This window comes from Janthinobacterium sp. GW823-FHT01H08 (assembly GCF_058797855.1).
Map to the genome: position 1 here is coordinate 2,852,642 of NZ_CM179504.1, position 17,581 is coordinate 2,870,222.

General features: G+C 62.8%; 16 protein-coding genes. 3 read left to right on the forward strand and 13 right to left on the reverse strand.

The window, feature by feature from the left end; genetic code table 11:
• Positions 1-24: 24 nt before the first annotated feature.
• The 12 genes from AC3RCG_RS12860 to AC3RCG_RS12915 all read right to left on the reverse strand — a co-directional run bounded on the left by AC3RCG_RS12860 (position 25) and on the right by AC3RCG_RS12915 (position 14,341).
• Positions 25-1,131 (reverse strand): hypothetical protein, encoded by a 1,107-nt coding sequence (locus AC3RCG_RS12860; RefSeq protein WP_070310089.1) that lies wholly within the window; start codon positions 1,129-1,131, stop codon positions 25-27.
• A 40-nt stretch (positions 1,132-1,171) separates the two neighbouring features.
• The gene (locus AC3RCG_RS12865; RefSeq protein ID WP_070310087.1) at positions 1,172-2,026 is read right to left on the reverse strand and encodes a flagellin N-terminal helical domain-containing protein; all 855 of its coding nucleotides are present in this window, start codon (positions 2,024-2,026) and stop codon (positions 1,172-1,174) included.
• A 191-nt stretch (positions 2,027-2,217) separates the two neighbouring features.
• Positions 2,218-3,069: a flagellin N-terminal helical domain-containing protein gene (locus tag AC3RCG_RS12870; RefSeq protein WP_070220045.1), complete on the reverse strand. Its 852-nt coding sequence runs from the start codon at positions 3,067-3,069 to the stop codon at positions 2,218-2,220.
• Between the two features lie 164 nt (positions 3,070-3,233).
• Positions 3,234-4,253, reverse strand: coding sequence for an aromatic ring-hydroxylating oxygenase subunit alpha (locus AC3RCG_RS12875; protein WP_070289081.1), 1,020 nt, complete (start codon positions 4,251-4,253; stop codon positions 3,234-3,236).
• Positions 4,250-4,882 (reverse strand): NeuD/PglB/VioB family sugar acetyltransferase, encoded by a 633-nt coding sequence (locus AC3RCG_RS12880; protein ID WP_492404791.1) that lies wholly within the window; start codon positions 4,880-4,882, stop codon positions 4,250-4,252. Before AC3RCG_RS12880 ends, AC3RCG_RS12875 begins: the two co-directional genes overlap by 4 nt.
• 8 nt (positions 4,883-4,890) lie before the next feature.
• Positions 4,891-5,646, reverse strand: a complete 756-nt coding sequence (locus AC3RCG_RS12885) for an SDR family NAD(P)-dependent oxidoreductase (RefSeq protein WP_492404841.1) — start codon at positions 5,644-5,646, stop codon at positions 4,891-4,893.
• 6 nt (positions 5,647-5,652) lie between these two features.
• On the reverse strand, positions 5,653-6,708 hold the full coding sequence (locus AC3RCG_RS12890) for a ketoacyl-ACP synthase III (protein WP_492404793.1): 1,056 nt from the start codon (positions 6,706-6,708) through the stop codon (positions 5,653-5,655).
• A 2-nt stretch (positions 6,709-6,710) separates the two neighbouring features.
• Entirely contained in the window at positions 6,711-6,929 is a 219-nt protein-coding gene (locus AC3RCG_RS12895) for a phosphopantetheine-binding protein (protein WP_070221569.1), read from the reverse strand.
• A 44-nt stretch (positions 6,930-6,973) separates the two neighbouring features.
• The gene (locus AC3RCG_RS12900; RefSeq protein ID WP_121669197.1) at positions 6,974-7,990 is read right to left on the reverse strand and encodes a ketoacyl-ACP synthase III; all 1,017 of its coding nucleotides are present in this window, start codon (positions 7,988-7,990) and stop codon (positions 6,974-6,976) included.
• A 43-nt stretch (positions 7,991-8,033) separates the two neighbouring features.
• Positions 8,034-9,149: a DegT/DnrJ/EryC1/StrS family aminotransferase gene (locus tag AC3RCG_RS12905; RefSeq protein ID WP_070289085.1), complete on the reverse strand. Its 1,116-nt coding sequence runs from the start codon at positions 9,147-9,149 to the stop codon at positions 8,034-8,036.
• Positions 9,146-12,358 (reverse strand): tetratricopeptide repeat protein, encoded by a 3,213-nt coding sequence (locus AC3RCG_RS12910; protein ID WP_409026551.1) that lies wholly within the window; start codon positions 12,356-12,358, stop codon positions 9,146-9,148. The genes AC3RCG_RS12905 and AC3RCG_RS12910 overlap by 4 nt, the downstream gene beginning before the upstream one ends.
• A gap of 306 nt (positions 12,359-12,664) precedes the next feature.
• The gene (locus tag AC3RCG_RS12915; protein ID WP_409026550.1) at positions 12,665-14,341 is read right to left on the reverse strand and encodes an electron transfer flavoprotein-ubiquinone oxidoreductase; all 1,677 of its coding nucleotides are present in this window, start codon (positions 14,339-14,341) and stop codon (positions 12,665-12,667) included.
• A 264-nt stretch (positions 14,342-14,605) separates the two neighbouring features.
• Between AC3RCG_RS12915 and AC3RCG_RS12920 the strand changes: the two genes are divergently transcribed.
• From AC3RCG_RS12920 to AC3RCG_RS12930, 3 genes are all read left to right on the forward strand, one after another.
• Positions 14,606-15,382, forward strand: a complete 777-nt coding sequence (locus AC3RCG_RS12920) for an SDR family oxidoreductase (protein ID WP_070221564.1) — start codon at positions 14,606-14,608, stop codon at positions 15,380-15,382.
• Positions 15,383-15,539: 157 nt separating this feature from the next.
• Positions 15,540-16,064 (forward strand): class I SAM-dependent methyltransferase, encoded by a 525-nt coding sequence (locus AC3RCG_RS12925; protein ID WP_240453602.1) that lies wholly within the window; start codon positions 15,540-15,542, stop codon positions 16,062-16,064.
• Between the two features lie 8 nt (positions 16,065-16,072).
• Positions 16,073-16,888 (forward strand): phytanoyl-CoA dioxygenase family protein, encoded by an 816-nt coding sequence (locus tag AC3RCG_RS12930; protein ID WP_070221562.1) that lies wholly within the window; start codon positions 16,073-16,075, stop codon positions 16,886-16,888.
• A gap of 9 nt (positions 16,889-16,897) precedes the next feature.
• Here AC3RCG_RS12930 and AC3RCG_RS12935 read toward each other — a convergent pair whose 3' ends face one another.
• A complete protein-coding gene (locus tag AC3RCG_RS12935) occupies positions 16,898-17,464 on the reverse strand; it encodes a LuxR C-terminal-related transcriptional regulator (RefSeq protein WP_070221561.1) in 567 nt (188 codons plus the stop codon).
• Positions 17,465-17,581 lie beyond the last annotated feature (117 nt).

The window sequence follows — 17,581 nt, forward strand, 5'->3', positions numbered from 1 at the left end:
TTATGTTGCTTTAATCCTGTTGCATCAATCCTGCTCGTCGATGGGCGGCAGCAGGTCGTGCTCCTGGCCGTCGGCCAGCAGCAGCACGGTGCCGCCCTGCGCCGCGTCTTCCGCGTCGCCATAGTCGTAGCCGAGCGGCGCCGCCACTTCCTTCGAGACAAAGATGGCCTCCTCTTCGGCTTCGGCTTCGGCCGCAGCCGCCGCGGGCGCATCGGGATCGGCCGCCGCTTCCGCTTCCGGCTGCGTCAGCAGCAGGGCCACTTCGGCCATGGCGCGGAACAGGGGCAGCGACAGCGAGGCGGCGCCCGCCTGCATCGGGTAATTGCCGTGCATGCGCTGTGCATGCAGCTGGCGATTCAGGCGGCAGCGCACCAGGCGCAGGCCCGCGCGCCGCACGGCGTCGGCGATCTCGGGCAGGGCCAGGCGCAGATGGCGCAGCGCGGCTTCCTCGTCGGCGGCCAGTTCCAGCAGCACGCCGTCGCCGGACGGCTCCATCTGGATCACCACCCGGCCGATGCCGATGATGATCAGCTCGACGCGCAGCGCCACCTTGCCGCGCCGCCTCGGCGTTGCCTCGTCGTCTACGTCGCTGGCCAGCACGCGCAGCAGCAGGCGCTGGCCGCCCCAGCCATACACGGCAAAGCGCCACGCTTCGCTGTCGACCGTCAGTGGCGGACGGGCGCCTTCGCGCAGCAGGGCCGGTTGCTGCTCGGCCATGAAGAGGTTGCCCGGCACGTGCTGGCCGCGCGCCTGTTCCTGCAGGGCCGCATATTGTTCGCCATAGGTCCTGACCATCACGCGCCACGAGGCGGCCAGCTGCGCCGCGTCGGGCGGCTGCCAGACGAGCTGGCGCGTGAAGAACAGCTGATTGACCTGCATGGCGCTGCTGTCGCGCGGCAAGGCGCCGCCCGTGCCGTCGGCATTGGGCTTGATGAGGGACGCCAGGCTGTCCTGGCCCTGCTTCTGCAGCTGGGCGGGCAGGGTGCCGGCGTCGGGTGCGGGCGCCATGTAGGGGCCGATCGGCACCAGCGGCTGCACCACGCCCGGCACCATCGGCGTCGCGGGGCTGACGTCGAAGCGCTGGGTAATCAGGGGCACCGGATTGCCCGATGAAATGCGGTCTATCGCCATGCCACTATGTCCAGATCTGGTTCCATCAAAAAGCCTGCCGTCATGGCTGCAACAGGGAGAGTATCATTTTGTGCATGCTCTGGCTTTGCTTGAGCATTGCCGTGCTCGCTTGCAGCAACATTTGCGCCGACGTCATGTTCGCGCTTTCGGCCGCGTAGTCGACATCCATGATGCGGCCGATGGCAGCCTTGGTGTTGGTGACCATGTTCGACAGGTTGGTGTGCACGTGGTCCAGGCGGTTGCCGGCGGCGCCCAGGGCCGAGCGCACGCCGCCCACATCGTCGATGGCCGCTTCCAGCAGGGCGATGCTGGCATTCGCGCTGCCCGTCAATTCGTTGCCGGTGGCGGGCGCGCCGAAGTTGGCGCTGGCCGCGCCGAGCGAGGCCAGCACGCCGGCCATCTTGCCCGAGACGTCGAACACCATCGTTTCGCTCTGGCTGGCGCCGATCTGGAAGGTCATCGACGACGCCAGCGTGCCGCCGGCCAGCAGTTTGTTGCCGCCATAGCTGGTGTTTTTCATGACGTTGGCCAGTTCCAGGCCCAGGGCGTCGTATTCGGCCTGCATGGCGACCTTGTCCTTGGCGCCCGACGATGCATCGGCGGCCTGGGTGGCCAGGTCTTTCATGCGGATCAGCATGGTGTTCACTTCGTCGAACGCGCCTTCGGCCGTCTGCAGCATCGAGGTGCTGTTTTGCGTGTTGCGCATGGCGACGGCCATGCCGCTCGCCTGTGCCCGCAGCCGGGTCGCGATTTGCAGGCCGGCGGCGTCATCCATGGCCGAATTGATGCGAAAGCCGGTGGAGAGCCGCGTCATCGAGGTCGACAGCAGCGATTGCGCGCGTGCGGCGGCATTTTGTGCGGCCAGTGCTGCGATATTCGTATGGAGACTGAGCACTCGGCGATTCCTGTGGATGACGGCTGTTGGGCGGGCTTGCCCATCAAACAGGCGACCATGCGTGCCGCATCGTTAAAGATTGCCAGCAAATAGTTACTCTTGCGTGCAACGGCGAGATACCGGGGACGAAAAAAAACCAGGCCAAGGCCTGGTTTTCAGCGACTGGCCGCGAACGGCCAGGCAGGGACATATTATTGCAGCAGGGACATGACCATCGAGGACATGCTGTTGCTTTGTTTCAACATTGCGGTGCCAGCTTGCAGCAGCATTTGCGACGACGTCATGTTCGAGCTTTCGGTAGCGAAGTCGACGTCCATGATGCGGCCGGTAGCGGCTTTGGTGTTGGTGGCGATGTTGGACAAGTTGGTGTTGACGTGGTCCAGACGGTTTGCAGCAGCACCCAGTGCCGAGCGAACGGTGCCGACGTCGCCGATTGCCGTTTCCAGCAGGGCGATGGTGGCGTTGGCGGAGCTGGTCAGCTCGGTGCCGGTCGCAGCCGAAGCGTAGTTGGCGGTAGCCGAACCCAGCGATGCCGTCAGGCTGGTCATTTTGGCCGAAACGTCAAATGCCATCGTTTCGGTTTGGCTTGCGCCGATCTGGAACGTCATCGACGATGCCAGCGTGCCGCCTACCAGCAGCTTGTTGCCGCCGAAGGTGGTGTTTTTCATCACGTTCGACAGTTCCAGGCCCAGTGCATCGAATTCCGACTGCATGGCGGTCTTGTCTTTGGCGCCCGACGAAGCATCGGCTGCCTGGGTTGCCAGATCCTTCATGCGGATCAGCATGTTGGTGACTTCGTCAAACGCGCCTTCAGCCGTTTGCAGCATCGAGGTGCTGTTCTGGGTGTTCGACATTGCAACGGTCATGCCGCTGGTTTGTGCTTTCAGGCGGGTTGCGATTTGCAAGCCTGCTGCGTCATCCATTGCCGAGTTGATGCGGAAGCCGGTGCTCAGGCGCGTCATCGAGGTCGACAGTTGGTTTTGGGTGCGGGTGATCGAATTTTGTGCGGACAGTGCAGCGTTGTTAGTGTGAAGGCTCAGCATGGTGTAACTCCTGGTTTGGTGGGTTCAGTCCGGAGCAACGGTTCTTTGTGCTCTCCCAAGTACAAGACGACCATCCGCATAAGCTTATTAAATGCTTTGTGGAAATTTTTTAAAATTCTTTTTAAAAAAGTTTCACATCGGCCGGCGAGGCCGCCGCCAGCCCCCTAAGACTGGCTTGCCGCCGCGAGGCAGGCCCGGAAATGCGCGATCTTTGCCTCGTCGCTGGAAAGGATCTTGAAGCGCGCGCTGTCGGCCGCCTGGACGGCTATGCGCTTGCAGATGGCATGGTCTTCCTCGAATACCTGGCGATTCATCTGCGCGCTCGAGTCGAAAAAGCCCTGCAGCGTAGCGCTGGCGGCGGGCTTGGTTGCGGCCATGAGCAGACGGCTGGAGAAATGCGTGCGCTGCGCTTGCGTTGACGGAAAGAAATGCTGCAGCGAATACGAATATGAAAACGTCGACGAGAGCATGGTAAACGGGAACAGGTACAGGCTCTGGTAGCCCTCGAACTGGCTGTCGAGCTGGAACAGGCGTTTGACGGAGCGCAGTTTCCTGGCCATGCCGGCGTTGCCCAGGCCCGCTTCCCATGTCGACGTCCAGTCCGTGAAACGGTTTTCGCCGTCGTCCAGTTGCAGTTGCGCCAGCGATTCCGGGTGCACGAACGGCACGTGCAGCGGTTCGAGCGCATTTTCCAGCGCGATGCGCCAGTCGCACTCATAGTCATAGGCGTTGAAATCGCCCAGGCCGGCGACGTTGAAGGAAATGTTTTCCAAGGTAGCCTGGGTCTCGCCCAGCTGCGCTTCGAGCGGCATGCGCGGCTGTGGCGAGGCGAACAGGAAATCGGCGCACCAGTCCAGCTGCAGCACCTGCAGGCGGGCATTGTCCAGCTCGGCCGGCGCGTAGCGTTCGCGGCAGGGGATGTGCATGGCGCCGGCCCGGTAGGCCCAGCCATGGTAGGGGCAGGCCAGCGGCGCATTGCCGCGTTTTTCGGTGAAGAAGCGCGTGCCGCGGTGCGGACACAGATTGTCGAAGGCGATCAGCTCGCCCTGGTCGTTGTAGACGACCACTTCCTCGCCCAGCCAGTCGAGTTTCAGATAGTCGCCGCTGGCCGGCAATTCGCTGCGGTGGCACAGCAAGTGCCAGAACTGGTCGCGCAGCTGCCGCGTTTCGGAGATGGTGCTCATAATGTCTTTGCCGGTGGCGTGTAAACGGTGGCGCCGGCGGCCACGCGGCGCATGACGACGGCGCCGGCGCCGACCGTGGCGCCGGCGCCGACGCTCACGCGTGGCAGGATGGATGCGCCCGAGCCGACCATGACGGCCTGGCCCAGATGCACGCCGCCCGTGATGTCGACGTGCGAGCTGAGCGTGCAGCCCCGTTCCAGCACCGCGTCATGGCCGACGCTGGCGTAGCTGTTGATGGTGACATAGTCGCCCAGCTCGCTGCCCGCCGAGACGAGGGCGAACGGGCAGACGACGGCGCCCTGACCGATGCGGGCCGTGCGCGCGACCACGGCGCTGGGATGGATCAGCGTATGGAAACGGGCGCCGCGCTCGGCCAGCGCCAGCGCCACTTCCAGCCGGGCTTTCGGCGCGCCGATGGCCAGCAGCAGCGCCTCGCCGGCCGTCGGCCGGTAGTCGCTGATGCTGCCCAGCACGGGGTACGGGTAGTCGGCGTCGAGCATGGGCGCGGGCGGCAGCGTGTCGTCGAGCAAGCCGCCGATGCGGGCCGTGGCCGGGTCGAGGCTGTCTTCCAGCCAGCACAGTAATTCTCGGGCGAAGCGTCCGGCGCCGACGATGAGGATGGTTTGCATGAATACTCCTAACGGGCCAGGTAGCCGCCGTCGACGGCCCAGGTGGCGCCGCTGACCCAGCGCGCCGCCGGCGACAGCAAAAAGGCCGCCGTCTGCGCGATGTCGCTGCTGCGGCCGAAACCGAGCGGATGGCGCTCCGCGTAGGCGCGCATGGCCTCGTCAGGCAAGCCACGGCTCAGGCGCGCGTGCATTTCCGTTTCGACGGCGCCGGCGGCAATGCTGTTGACGCGCATGCCGCGCGGCGCCAGTTCCACGGCCAGGGCGCGCACCAGGCCGTCAATGGCGGCCTTGGCCGCCGAATACACGCTCATGCCGGACTGGCCGCTCTGGCCCGCCACGGATGACATGAAGAGCAGGGCCGCGCCATCGCTGAGCACGCCGCGCAGGGCGGCGCCGCGCGCCAGCGCCAGCGCCGTCTTGACGCTGGAGGCGAAGACGTCGTCAAACTGTTGCGCCTTGGACAATTTGACCGGGCGCAATAACTCGATGCCGGCCGCATGGAAGATGCCGTTCAGGGGCGCCTCAAGCGTGGCTTGCCTGAGGAAGTCGACGATGTGGTCGCCGCCGTCGAGTTCGAGCACTTCGGCCCGGTGGCCGCTGCCGTCGAGGGCCTGCAGGGTTTGCTCCAGGCGAGCCCGGTCGCGTCCGCTGATCAGCAGTTGCGCGCCGCAGCGTGCCAGCAGCAGGGCCGTGTCGCGGCCGATGCCGGACGAGGCACCGGTGACGAGGATGCGCTGGCCGGCCAGCATGTCGGGTTGAAAGATCATGGTTCAGACTTCGATAAGGCGGTTGACGGTCAGCGATTGCAGGCCCAGCACGGCCGCCGACCAGGAATAGCCGACGCCAAAGCCGAACATGGCGATGGTCTGGCCCTGTGCCGCCGCTCCCAGGCTGTCGGCGATCAGCAGGGGGATGGAGGCGCTGGAGGTGTTGCCATAGCGGTCCATATTGATCGGTGCGCGCCCGGCTGGCAATTTGGCTTTTTTGATAATGTGCTTGAGCATGAAGGTATTTGCCTGGTGAAACAGGAAGGCATCGATTTCGTCGCTCGTGCGGTTTGCCAGGCGCAGCAGGTCCGCCACCAGCGGCGGAATGCTCTTCAGCGTGAAATTGAAGATTTCGCCGCCGTCCATGTACAGCTTGGCGGGATCGCGCTGCGCCAGGCGCGCATCGTCGCCGGCGTAGGGGCGGCAGGCGCTGGCAGCCATCATCAGGTGCCGTTCGCCGCCGCCGTCGCTGCCAACGATGAAATGGGCGGGCGCCGCCGCCGCATCGAATTCCAGCGCCGTGGCCGTGCCGGCGTCGCCAAACAGCAGCGCGGTGGCGCGGTCGGTCTCATCGACGGTCTTGCTGATGGTGTCGCCCACCAGCAGCAGGATGCGGCACATGGCCTGGCCGTCGAGCATCTTCGCCGCCAGCCACAGGCCGTACGCGTAGGCCGAGCAGCCGAGGTTGATGTCGAAGGCGGCGCAAGCCTTGTGCAGGCCCAGCCGTCCATGCAGGGCGCAGGCGGTAGCCGGCAGCACGTAATCGGGGGTTTGCGAGATGAAGATCAGGGCGTCGATGCTGTCGCGCTCCCAGCCCAGATCGTCGAGCAGGGTTTGTGCCGCCACCTGGCACAGGTCGGCCGTCGTCTGGCCATCGGCGGCGCGGCGGCGCGACTGCACGCCGATCATCTTGCTCACGTCGGCCACCGCCTCGGCGCCGAAGCGCTCGGCCAGGTCGGCATTGTGGACTTGCGTGCGCGGCAGCGCGCACACCACGCCGCGCATGGCCAGATGGGCGGTGCTGAAGGGCAGTCCCGATTCCAGGCGCTGGCTGGACATGGTCAGACCTTGACGGCGATCAATGCCAGCACGTCGGCCAGGGTCTCGCAATTGGCCAGGGCCTGGCCTTCGAGCATCTGATCGAACAGCTCATCGGCCAGGGCGATGGTGGAAATGATGGCCAGCGAATCCCAGGCGTAATCGCCCAGTTTCAGGGACGGCACGACTTTGTCGGCGTCGATTTCCAGGATGTCGGCCATGCCGTTGAAAAATTCTTGCATTGTGTTTCCTTTCAGAGAAGTTCAGTACGCAGATGCGCGGGCGCCTACAGGCGCGCCAGCGTGCCGGCCCAGGAATAGCCGACGCCAAAGCCCAGCAGCAGGGCCGTGTCGCCCGGCACGATGCGTCCCGAGGCGCGCGCGCGGGCAATGGCGATGGGAATGGTCGAGGAGACGGTATTGCCGACAGTATCGATTTCAATCACAAATTTGTCTTCCGGAATGCGTATTTTGCGGCGCAAGGCGTCAAGCATGAATTTGTTTGCCTGATGGAAGATCACATGATCGATGTCATCGAGGGTCTTGCCGGCCGTGTCCAGCAGCTCCTGCATTGTACGCGGCACGGCGCCCAAGGTGAACTGGACGATCTGCGCGCCATCCATGAACAGGTCGTCCTGGCTGCGCCAGTTGCCGGACGCATCTTCGACGGGCATGGCGGTGGCCGCGCTGCGGGCCGTGCGCATGCCGCCGGCCGGCACGATCAGGTTGTTCGCGCCGCTGCCATCCGTGCCCAGGACGAAAGGCCCCAGCGCCAGTTCGGGCGCGCCGCCGGCGATCACGCTGGCGGCGGCGCCGTCGCCGAACAGCGTGCGTACGCTGCGGTCACGCGCGTTGATGTACTTGGAATAGGTGTCTGCCGTCAGCAGCAGCACTTTCTTGCGGATGCCGCTCTCGATCAGGCCCTTGGCCATGGCCAGCGCGTAGACGTAGCCGGAACAGCCGAGGTTGATGTCGAGCGCGCCGCAGGAGGTCGGCAAGCCAAGCCGTTGCTGCAGCACGCAGGCGCTGCTGGGCAGCAGGTAGTCGGGCGCCTGCGTGCACAGGATCAGGAAATCGATGTCGCCGCGCGCGACGTCATGCGTGGCGAACAGCTTTTCCGCAGCATGGAAGGCCAGGTCGCTGGCCGTTTCATGTTCCGCGGCGATATGCCGTTGCGCAATGCCCGTCTTGTCGAGGATTTTTTGCGCCGGCCAGTCGATGAACTCCTGTTCCAGCGCGGCATTCGTCAGGATCGCCTGCGGCAGGTGGTAGGCGATCGCGGTAAGGTGGGCGTAGTGGGGCATGCGGTGGCCGTTCGGTCTGGGTCAATAGGGAAGGGCGGGGCGCTCAGGCCGCCCCGGCGATCAGGGCGGTGATCGCGTCCACGCTCGACAGCTCGAGGGCCGGGTAGATCGGCAGGCAGATCACCTGGGATGCGGCCTGGCGCGCGACCGGCAGATTGGCATGCGCGGCGGACGGCATGCCGCGGTACATGGGGAAATCGCTGATGAGCGGGTAGAAATAGCGCCGCGCGTAGATTTCGTGATCGCGCAGCCGCTGGAACAGCGCGTCGCGCGCCAGCGGATAGTCGGGCCCGACGAGGATGGGAAAGTAGGCGTGATTGGCCGCTTCGGCGTCGGCCGCTTCCAGGCAGGTGATGCCCGCGACGCCGGCCAGACGTTCGCGGTAGTGGGCGTCGATGCTGCGCCGCTGTTGCCGCGCCTGGTCGATGCCCTTCAGCTGCAGCAGGCCGAAGGCGGCATTGATTTCGCTCATCTTGCCGTTGATGCCGGCGGCGACGACGGTGACTTCGTCGACAAAGCCGAAATTTTTCAGATGGTCGATGCGCTGCTTGGTCTTGGCGTCCGGGCAGACGATGGCGCCGCCTTCGAAGGTGTTGAAGATCTTCGTCGCATGAAAGCTGATCACGGACAGGTCGCCGTAATTGAGGACGCTGGTGCCCCCGTGGCGCACGCCGAATGCATGCGCGGCGTCATAGATGACCTTCAGATCGTAATTGTCGGCAATCTTCTGGATGGCGTCGACATCGCAGGGCTGGCCATAGCAGTGCACGGGCATGATGGCCGTGGTCTGCGCCGTGATGGCTGCCTCGATGCGCGCCGGATCGAGGTTCAGCGTGCGCGCATCGATGTCGGCGAAGACGGGCTTGATGTCATTCCACAGCAGCGAATGGGCCGTGGCAACGAAGGAATACGGCGTCGTGATGACTTCGCCCTTCACGCGCAAGGCTTGCAAGGCCGTCATCAATGCCAGCGTTCCATTGGTAAACAGGCAGATATGCCGCACGCCCAGGTAGTCGCACAGCGCTTTTTCCAGCTGCTGGTGGAAGGGGCCGCCATTGGTGAGGATCTTGTTTTCCCAGATGCTTTCCAGGTAGGGCAGGAAATCCTGCAGGTCCGGCAGCAGCGGCTGGGTGACGTAGATGGGTTTGGCGTCGCTCATGCCGCTATCTCCCCGGGCAACTGACTGTCGAGCGGCGCGTCGAAGCTGACTGGCGGCAAGTCTTCGCACCAGCGCTGCCAGGCCAGGCGCAGGCTGTTGGCCAGGCCTTCCGCAATCAACTTCGGCTGGCCCAGCGCCGTTTGCGCCAGGCGGTGCCGGGTGCTGAAGCGGTAGGCGCCCAGCAGCATGGGGTTGGCCGCCATGTACAGGGCCTTGCTGACAAATTCCTCGTCATCGCGGGCGATGAATTCCTCCAGCTGCACGTGTCGCAGAATCGAGGTGCCGGCGCGGCTCGGTACGGTCGGTCCGGCAACGGTGAGGGTGGGCACGCCCATCCACAAGCCGTGGAAGGTGGTGGTGCCGCCACCGTACGGCGCCGTATCGAGGCACATGTCGACGCGGTGATGCATGGCCAGGAAGTTGGCCATGTTGGCGCGCGGTTCGAAGATCAGGCGGTCGGCGCTGATGCCTTCTTCGGCGAACCACGCCGTCAGCCCGGGGTGGGGGCCGGGCGCCGGCATGGCGGCCAGCAGCATCCTGGCGTCCGGGATGGCGCGCAAGACCCTGGCCCAGCGCGCGATGGTTTGGCGGTTGAGCTTGTTAGGGCGGTTGAAGCTGCCGAAAGTCAGGTATTTGTTCTTCAGCACGGGCGCCGGCAGGATGCCGTCCGCATTTTCGGATGGCAGGAATGGGGCGATGGTCGGCAGGAAGATCAGTTTTTCCGTGAAATGGCTGGCGAATGTCTCCGGCGGCGAGAAATGACGGTCGCTCAGGTAGTAATCCATGGCCTGCAGGCCCGTGGTCAGCGGATAGCCGATCCAGCTCATCTGTATGGGCGCCGGCTTGCGGGCAAAGGCCAGCAGGCAATTCTTGGCCGTATGCCCGGACAGGTCGATCAGGATGTCGATGCCGTCGGCGCGGATGCGCTCGGCCAGCTTTTCCTGGCTCAGGTGGGTCACTGGCAGCCAGTTGGGCAGCAGTTGCGCGATACGCATGGTGACATTGTCGACGCGGCTATTGTTATAGTACGCATACAGCGAAAACTGCGGCATCGCCACCAGTTCCTCGAGCAGGGGCGTAATGAAATGCGCCACGGCATGGTTGCAGAAGTCGCCCGAGACCAGGCCGATCTTCAACTGGCGCTGCGGGTCGCGCTCGTTCGCGTGCGGCTGCCACGCGGCGCGCAACGGCGTTTCGTAGCGCTCGCCGAAGCCGAAATGCTCGGCCACCATGGCGGCAGGGTCGTCGGCATGCATGTGCGACAGGCCGAACAGCATGTTGCTGTAGACCTCATCGTACTGCGGATACCTGGCCAGAGCCGTGCGGCATGCCTGGACGGCGTCGTCGGTGCGGCCCATCTCGCTGTAGGTCGCGCAGGTATTCAAGTGGGAACCGATGAAGTCGTCCTGGATTTCCAGCGAGCGCGCATAGCTGGCCAGCGCTTCGTCGTAGCGCTTCAGCGAGCGCAGGCAATTGCCCATCGTAAAGTGAACGCGGCTGGAGTCGGGCGCGATGTCGCGTGCGCGCTGCAGATACTCGAGCGCCTGTTCCGACTGGCCGCTATCCTCGAACGCCACGCTCAGGTTGCAATGGATCAGCGATGAGCGCGGGTCCAGTTCCAGCGCGTGCTGGTAGATGCGGATCGCCTGGGGATAATCGCCGGCGTCCTGCACGGCGATGGCCAGGTCATTGTGCAGGTTGGCGACATCGGGCGCCAGGGCGAGCGCTTGCCGGTAAGCGACTTGCGCTTCCTCAAAGCGGCGCATTTGCTTGAGGCAATGTCCGAGGCAGGTGTGCGCCTGCAGCTTGTCTGGCGCCAGCTGTACCGCACGCTGGTGCAGGGCCAGCGCTTCGTCGAGTTCGCCGACCGATTGCAGGCCCAGGCCCAGCTGGGTGTGCGCGTCGGCGCTGTCCGGCTGGAGCTCCAGGGCGCGGCGATAGCTGGCGATCGCCGCATCGAATTCGCCCAGGCTCACCAGCACGCCGCCCAGGTTGGAGTGGGCCTGGGAATAGTCGGGCTGCACTGCCAGCGCCTGACGATAGGCATCGGCGGCGTCGTCGAGCCGCTGCTGCGACTGCAGGCTGTTGCCCAGGCCATTCCACAGGTCCGCATGGCGCGGCGCCAGCGACAAGGCCGTGCGGTAGCTCGCTTCCGACTGCGCGTACTGCTCCAGATTCTGTAGCGCGGCGCCGAGGTTGCTGTGCGCCATCACCAGCCGGGGCTCGAGAGCCAGCGCGCGGCGATAGCTGTCGGCCGCTTCCTCATTGCGCTCCAGCGCCTGCAGGGCATTGCCCAGGTTGCAGAGCACTTCGGCGTCGCCGGGCATGCTTGCCAGGGCGGCATTGTAGGCGCCGACAGCACCGTCGAGGTCGCCACGCGCCTTGCGCGTATTGCCCAGGTTAAAGTGCGCCATGCCATAGTCGGGCCGCAGGGCAATGGCCTGCAGATAGGCGTCTTCCGCTTCCGCCAGGGCGCCGAGCGCCAGCAGGGCGCCGCCCAGGTTGCTGTGCGCTTCGGCGAATGCCGGATTGAACTGCAACGCCTGCTGGTAGGACTGGACCGCTTGCGCATGTTCCCCGCGTGCCTGCCACGCATTGGCCAGATTGCAATGGGCTTCGGCGTCATACGGGGTGAGCTGGACAGTGGTTTGCAGCGCGTCGAGGGCATCCTTGCCCTGCGCCTGCAGGACGGTGCCGAGTACGCTCCAGGCAAAATCGGAGGTGGGGTAGCGCGCAATCAGCGCCCGCGTGGCCGTTTCCATTTCCACATACCGTGCCGCCTGGTACAGCTCCACCACGTGCTGGCATTCGTCGGCCGTGGGCGCGGCAGCAATCGCCGCGGCGATACGTGCGCGCAAGGTTTGCGCCTGGTCGTTATCGAGGCCGCGGCCGATGGCCGTATCGATGATGTCGAGCGCCTCGTCCCGTTCGCCCGCCTTGAGCAAGCCGTCGGCAAGCGATAGCCAGAACTGGCCTTCGTCGGGATTGACCGACAGCGCCTTGCGCAGATACGGCAGTCCTGCCCGGAACTGGCCTACCTGGCCGGCCAGCAAACCCATATTGTGGTTGGCGATGGCATGGTAGGGCTGGGCTTGCAGGATGGCGACATACAGGTCTTCCGCCTCTTCCAGGTGGCCCGCCTGATGCGCTTTCAGCGCCAGCGCCAGTTGGGTGTCGAGTTGCGTTTCCAGGGTGGCGTCAGCGTTCATGAGAGGGAAGAAAAGTGTACCAGCGGCAATTGTAACTGCTGGGAGTGGCGAATAGAAAATTTCCCCACGGAATTTTGCCCTAGTGCATCATTGAACAAATTTTGGTGTTCCTGGCAGGCCACAGCGGCAAGAAAGATTGCAAAAAAAGTAAAAGATTCCGGCGTCGGCAAGTGGGGGATGCCGGAATCTTGCCTGGGCTGTGCCGTCTGACGCTGCAGTGACATCGCCAGATAAAAAAAGCGCGGCCACCCGAGGGTGCCGCGCTGTTGTCCAGCTACGCGTGATGACGCGATGATGCGATGACAATTACATATTCGGATAGTTCGGGCCGCCGCCGCCTTCCGGTGTCACCCACACGATGTTCTGCGTCGGGTCCTTGATGTCGCAGGTCTTGCAGTGCACGCAGTTTTGCGCATTGATCTGCAGGCGTTCGGCGCCGTCGTCGTTCTTCACGAATTCGTACACGCCGGCGGGACAGTAACGCGCTTCCGGACCCGCATACGTGGCCAGGTTGACATCGACGGGCACGCTGGCGTTCTTCAACGTCAGGTGGATGGGCTGGTCTTCCGCGTGGTTCGTGTTCGAGATGAACACGGACGACATCTTGTCGAAGGTCAGCTTGCCATCGGGTTTCGGATACACGATCTTTTTCGACTGGGCCGCCGGTTTCAGGCATTCGTGGTCGCCATGCGAGTGGTGCAGGGTCCACGGCGCCTTGCCGCGGAAGATCAGCTGGTCGATGCCCGTCATCAGGCTGCCCAGGTACAAACCTTTCGACAGCCATGGCTTGACGTTGCGCGCCACGTGCAGTTCTTCATGCAGCCAGGATTTCTCGAACGCAACAGGGTAGCTCGTCAGTTCGTCGTGCTGGCGCTGTTCGCCCAGCGCGCCGAAGGCCGCGTCCGCCGCCAGCATGCCGCTCTTGATGGCCGCGTGGCTGCCCTTGATGCGGCTCATGTTCAAAAAGCCCGCATCGCAGCCGATCAGCGCGCCGCCGGCAAACACCAGCTTCGGCAGCGATTGCAGGCCGCCGGCCGCAATCGCCCGCGCGCCGTACGAGATGCGCTTGCCGCCTTCGAAGAACTTGCGGATTTCCGGATGCGTTTTATAGCGCTGGAATTCCTCGTACGGCGACAGGTAGGGGTTTTCGTAGTTCAGGCCCACCACGTAGCCGACCATCACCTGGTTGTTTTCCAGGTGGTACAGGAAGGAACCGCCATAGGTTTTCGTGTCCAGCGGCCAGCCGCTCGAGTGGATCACCAGGCCCGGCTTGTGCTGGGCCGGGTCGATTTCCCACAATTCCTTGATGCCGATACCGTACGATTGCGGGTCCTTGCCGGCGTTCAAGTCATACTTGGCCATCAATTGCTTGCCCAGGTGGCCGCGCGCGCCTTCGGCGAACAGGGTGTACTTGGCGTGCAGTTCCATGCCCAGCTGGAAATCGGGACCGGGCTGGCCGTCGCGCTTGACGCCCATGTTGCCGGTCGCCACGCCTTTCACGGAGCCGTCGTCGTTGTAGAGGATTTCCGCGGCAGGGAAGCCCGGGAAGATTTCCACGCCCAGGTTTTCCGCCTGCTGGCCCATCCAGCGCACCACATTGCCCAGCGAGACGATGTAGTTGCCATGGTTTTCAAAGCAGGCCGGCACGGCGAAGCCTGGCGTCTTGTACGCTTTCGTTTCGGTCAGGAACAGGATGCGGTCTTCCGTTACTTCGGTGTTCAGGGGCGCGCCCAGTTCTTTCCAGTTCGGAATCAATTCCGTCAGCGCTTTCGGGTCCATGATGGCGCCCGACAGGATATGCGCGCCCAGTTCGCCGCCTTTTTCCAGCACGCAGACGGACACTTCCTGGCTCTTTTCAGCGGCCAGCTGCTTCAGGCGGATCGCCGCGGCCAAGCCTGCGGGGCCACCGCCGACGATCACCACGTCATACTCCATGGTTTCGCGCGGTCCGTACTGTTCAACTAAGTTATTAGGCTGTGTCATGGTCTCGATTTATAGTCACTCAATTAGGTAGCAAGGATAGGGAATAAAGCATCATCGGGGAAATTTAAGCACGAGTGTGCTTGTTTTTGACGAGGATTGCAACTTTGGCGCCATTTTGCGTGACATTGCCCCTCGCCGCAATCTAAATCCGGCCATTTTGTGTAATGATGGCGTTTACTTTTGCTCGAGTGCGCGGCGGGGGAATTTGCCCGATTGCCATGGGCATGGCGTAAAGTGTTGTTTAAAATAAAACAGGAGTAGCTCGTGGGCATAGAAGTCAATTTCGAGGGCAAGATTGCCCTGATTACCGGCGCATCGAGTGGCCTCGGCGCGCGCTTTGCGAAAGTGCTGGCCCAGGCGGGCGCGCAGGTCGTGCTGGCGTCGCGCCGCACCGAACGCCTGAAGGAATTGCGCGCCGAGATCGAAGCGGACGGCGGTGCCGCGCACGTGGTGTCGCTCGACGTGACCGACTTTGCCAGCATCAAGTCGGCCATCGCCCATGCGGAAACGGAAGCGGGTCCCATCGATATCCTCGTCAACAATTCAGGTGTCTCCACCACGCAACGTCTGGTCGACGTCACGCCCGAAGATTACTCGTTCGTGATGGACACCAATCTGCGCGGTTCGTTCTTCGTGGCCCAGCAGACGGCCAAGCGCATGATCGCGCGCGCCAAGGGCGACCCGAAGAAACAGCACCGCATCATCAATATCGCCTCGATGGCCGGCTTGCAGGTGCTGCCGCAGATCGGCGTGTACTGCATGAGCAAGGCGGGCATGGTGCACATGACGCGCGCCATGGCTGTCGAATGGGGTAAATATGGCATCAACACCAACGCCATCTGCCCCGGCTACATTTCCACCGAGATCAATGAAGATTATTTCGCTACCGAGCAGGGCAAGAAACTGATCGAAATGCTGCCGAATAAACGGCCGGGCAAGCCGGAGGACCTCGACGGCCTGCTGCTGTTGCTGGCGGGTGAGGATTCGCACTTCATCAATGGCGCGATTATCTCCGCCGATGGCGGCATGGCCAGCATGTAAGCGGCAGAGGGAAGGTATTGTTGCCACAGGGAAAATTAGCGGCTATGATGTTTTTGCTTGCGGCATAGCGTCCGGGCATAACCACTATACGAGAATTTTTACGATGGCAACTCCTTCGAAGTTTGACAATGACACGTTTCAGCTGGCACGCGATCACTTGAACGCTTTTGTGGCAAGAACGGCCGCCAAGCTTGCCGGTGAGACGGGCAAGCTGCTGGAAGTGGGGCCGCAGGACCGCTCCACCGTGCGCGAAAACTTCAACAATTTCAGCGTCGACACCTTTGATATCGTCGACACTTACAGCCCCACGCTGGTGGGCGACATCACCAAGGTCAATTCGGCGATCGCCGACAGCGCGTATGATTGCGTCGTCTGCCTGGAAGTGATCGAACATACGCTCAACCCCTTCGACACCGTCAAGGAAATCCGCCGCATCCTCAAGCATGAAGGCTATCTGCTCATTTCCGCCCCCTTGAACTGGCGCATCCATGGTCCGATTCCGGACTGCTGGCGTATTACCGAGCATGGCTGGAGCGCCTTGCTGCGCGATTTCGACATCATTGAAATTGATATTCTGGAAACGCCTGACCGCGAGCTGTTTCCTATCAAATATAACGTGCTGGCGAAGTGCAATAAGTTCAAAAACACGCAAGACAATGAACTGACGTTCCGCTTTATCTAGGAGTGGCGATGACACTGGCTGTAGTCAATGAGCAGACCCAAGACGTCTTGCAGCGCATCAGCGGGGAGCAGTTCCTGCCGGAGGTTTTCCGGGAGACAGGCGTTTTTGTCGTGCGTAATGCGATTGCACCGGATCTGCTGGCGCAATGGCAGCATGAGTGGGATATTTTTTATGATGCCAAGCTACGTGCCGGCCGCAATGTCAGCCAGGCCAATCCCGTTTCGCTGACCGAGGAATTGCCGCAGAAACTGCTGGAAATGTACCGCGCGCCGGTGTATGCCGCAACGCTGTCGCGCATATTCGGTCCCGACGTGGCGCTATACAATCACCGCTTCGTCATCAAGGATGCATTCAGTCCGAACAAGGTATTCCTGCACCAGGATAGCTGTTACCACCTGGGTAACTTGAACAAATGCAGCATTTTTACCGCATTGAGCCGTGTGGACGAGGATAACGGTGCGATGAGTTTTTATGTCGGCTCGCATAAACTCGGTTATCTCGGCGATGCCGGCGAAATCAACCCTGACAGTTTCAACATCCAGTTCGTCAAAGTCACGCCTATCCTCAATCCCGGCGATTTCGTGGTCATGCACAGTTCGACGTGGCATGAGTCGGGACCGAATGTGTCGGGTGTCCATCGCATTCTGGCAGATACGATTTTCCAGCCTGCGGACGACCCGACAGGCAAGGAATTGATCGCGGGCGAATGGAAGACCGATATTTTCTATTCGCCGCTCAATTGCATCCAGTATTTCGCCAACTCCAGGGTACTGAAAATCATCAAGTATGAGCAGGCAATGCGGGAGCAGGCCAGTTCGCCGTAAATTCCGCCGCTAGCGCTGCAGCTGCAGTCCCACGAGCTTGTGCACCAGCTCCGACGACGTCGAGGCGGCAAATTTGCGCATCAGCTTGGCGCGGTGCATTTCCACCGTGCGGGGGCTGAGGTCGATCTGGCGGGCGATGACCTTGCTGGTCTTGCCTTCCACCAGCAGGGCGGCGATTTCGCGCTCGCGCGGGGTCAGTTCCGCCGTTACGGGGCGTTTCTCGCTGACATCTTCGAACGTCCAGATGCCCGCTCCCAGCGGTTGGTTCGGCAGCATGGCGTGGCCCGTCACGTGACACCAGAACAATTCTCCATTACTGCGGCGCATGATGCGCTCGTCCGAATAGCGGCCCCTGGCGTTCATGATGGGGATGATGCGGTCACCGGTGCGCAGGAATTCGTCGTGCGTGGGGTAAAGTACTTCGAAGGACTGGTCGTCGAGCTGGGCGCGCGCATAGCCGAACATGGCCGCCAGCGCTTCGTTGCAGCTGCGCATGATGCGGTTTTCCGACATGCACATGCCCACGGGCGCGTGCAGGAAGATGCTTTCATAATCGATGGCTGACGCGGCGTTCATCTGATGCGTATCACTCTCACAGGGGGATTGCCGGCACGGCGCCGGTAGTTCTACGGTATTGTACTTTCCACTCGCGTATTTTATGCTGAGACGCTGCCTGAGTCATGGACTCAAGAC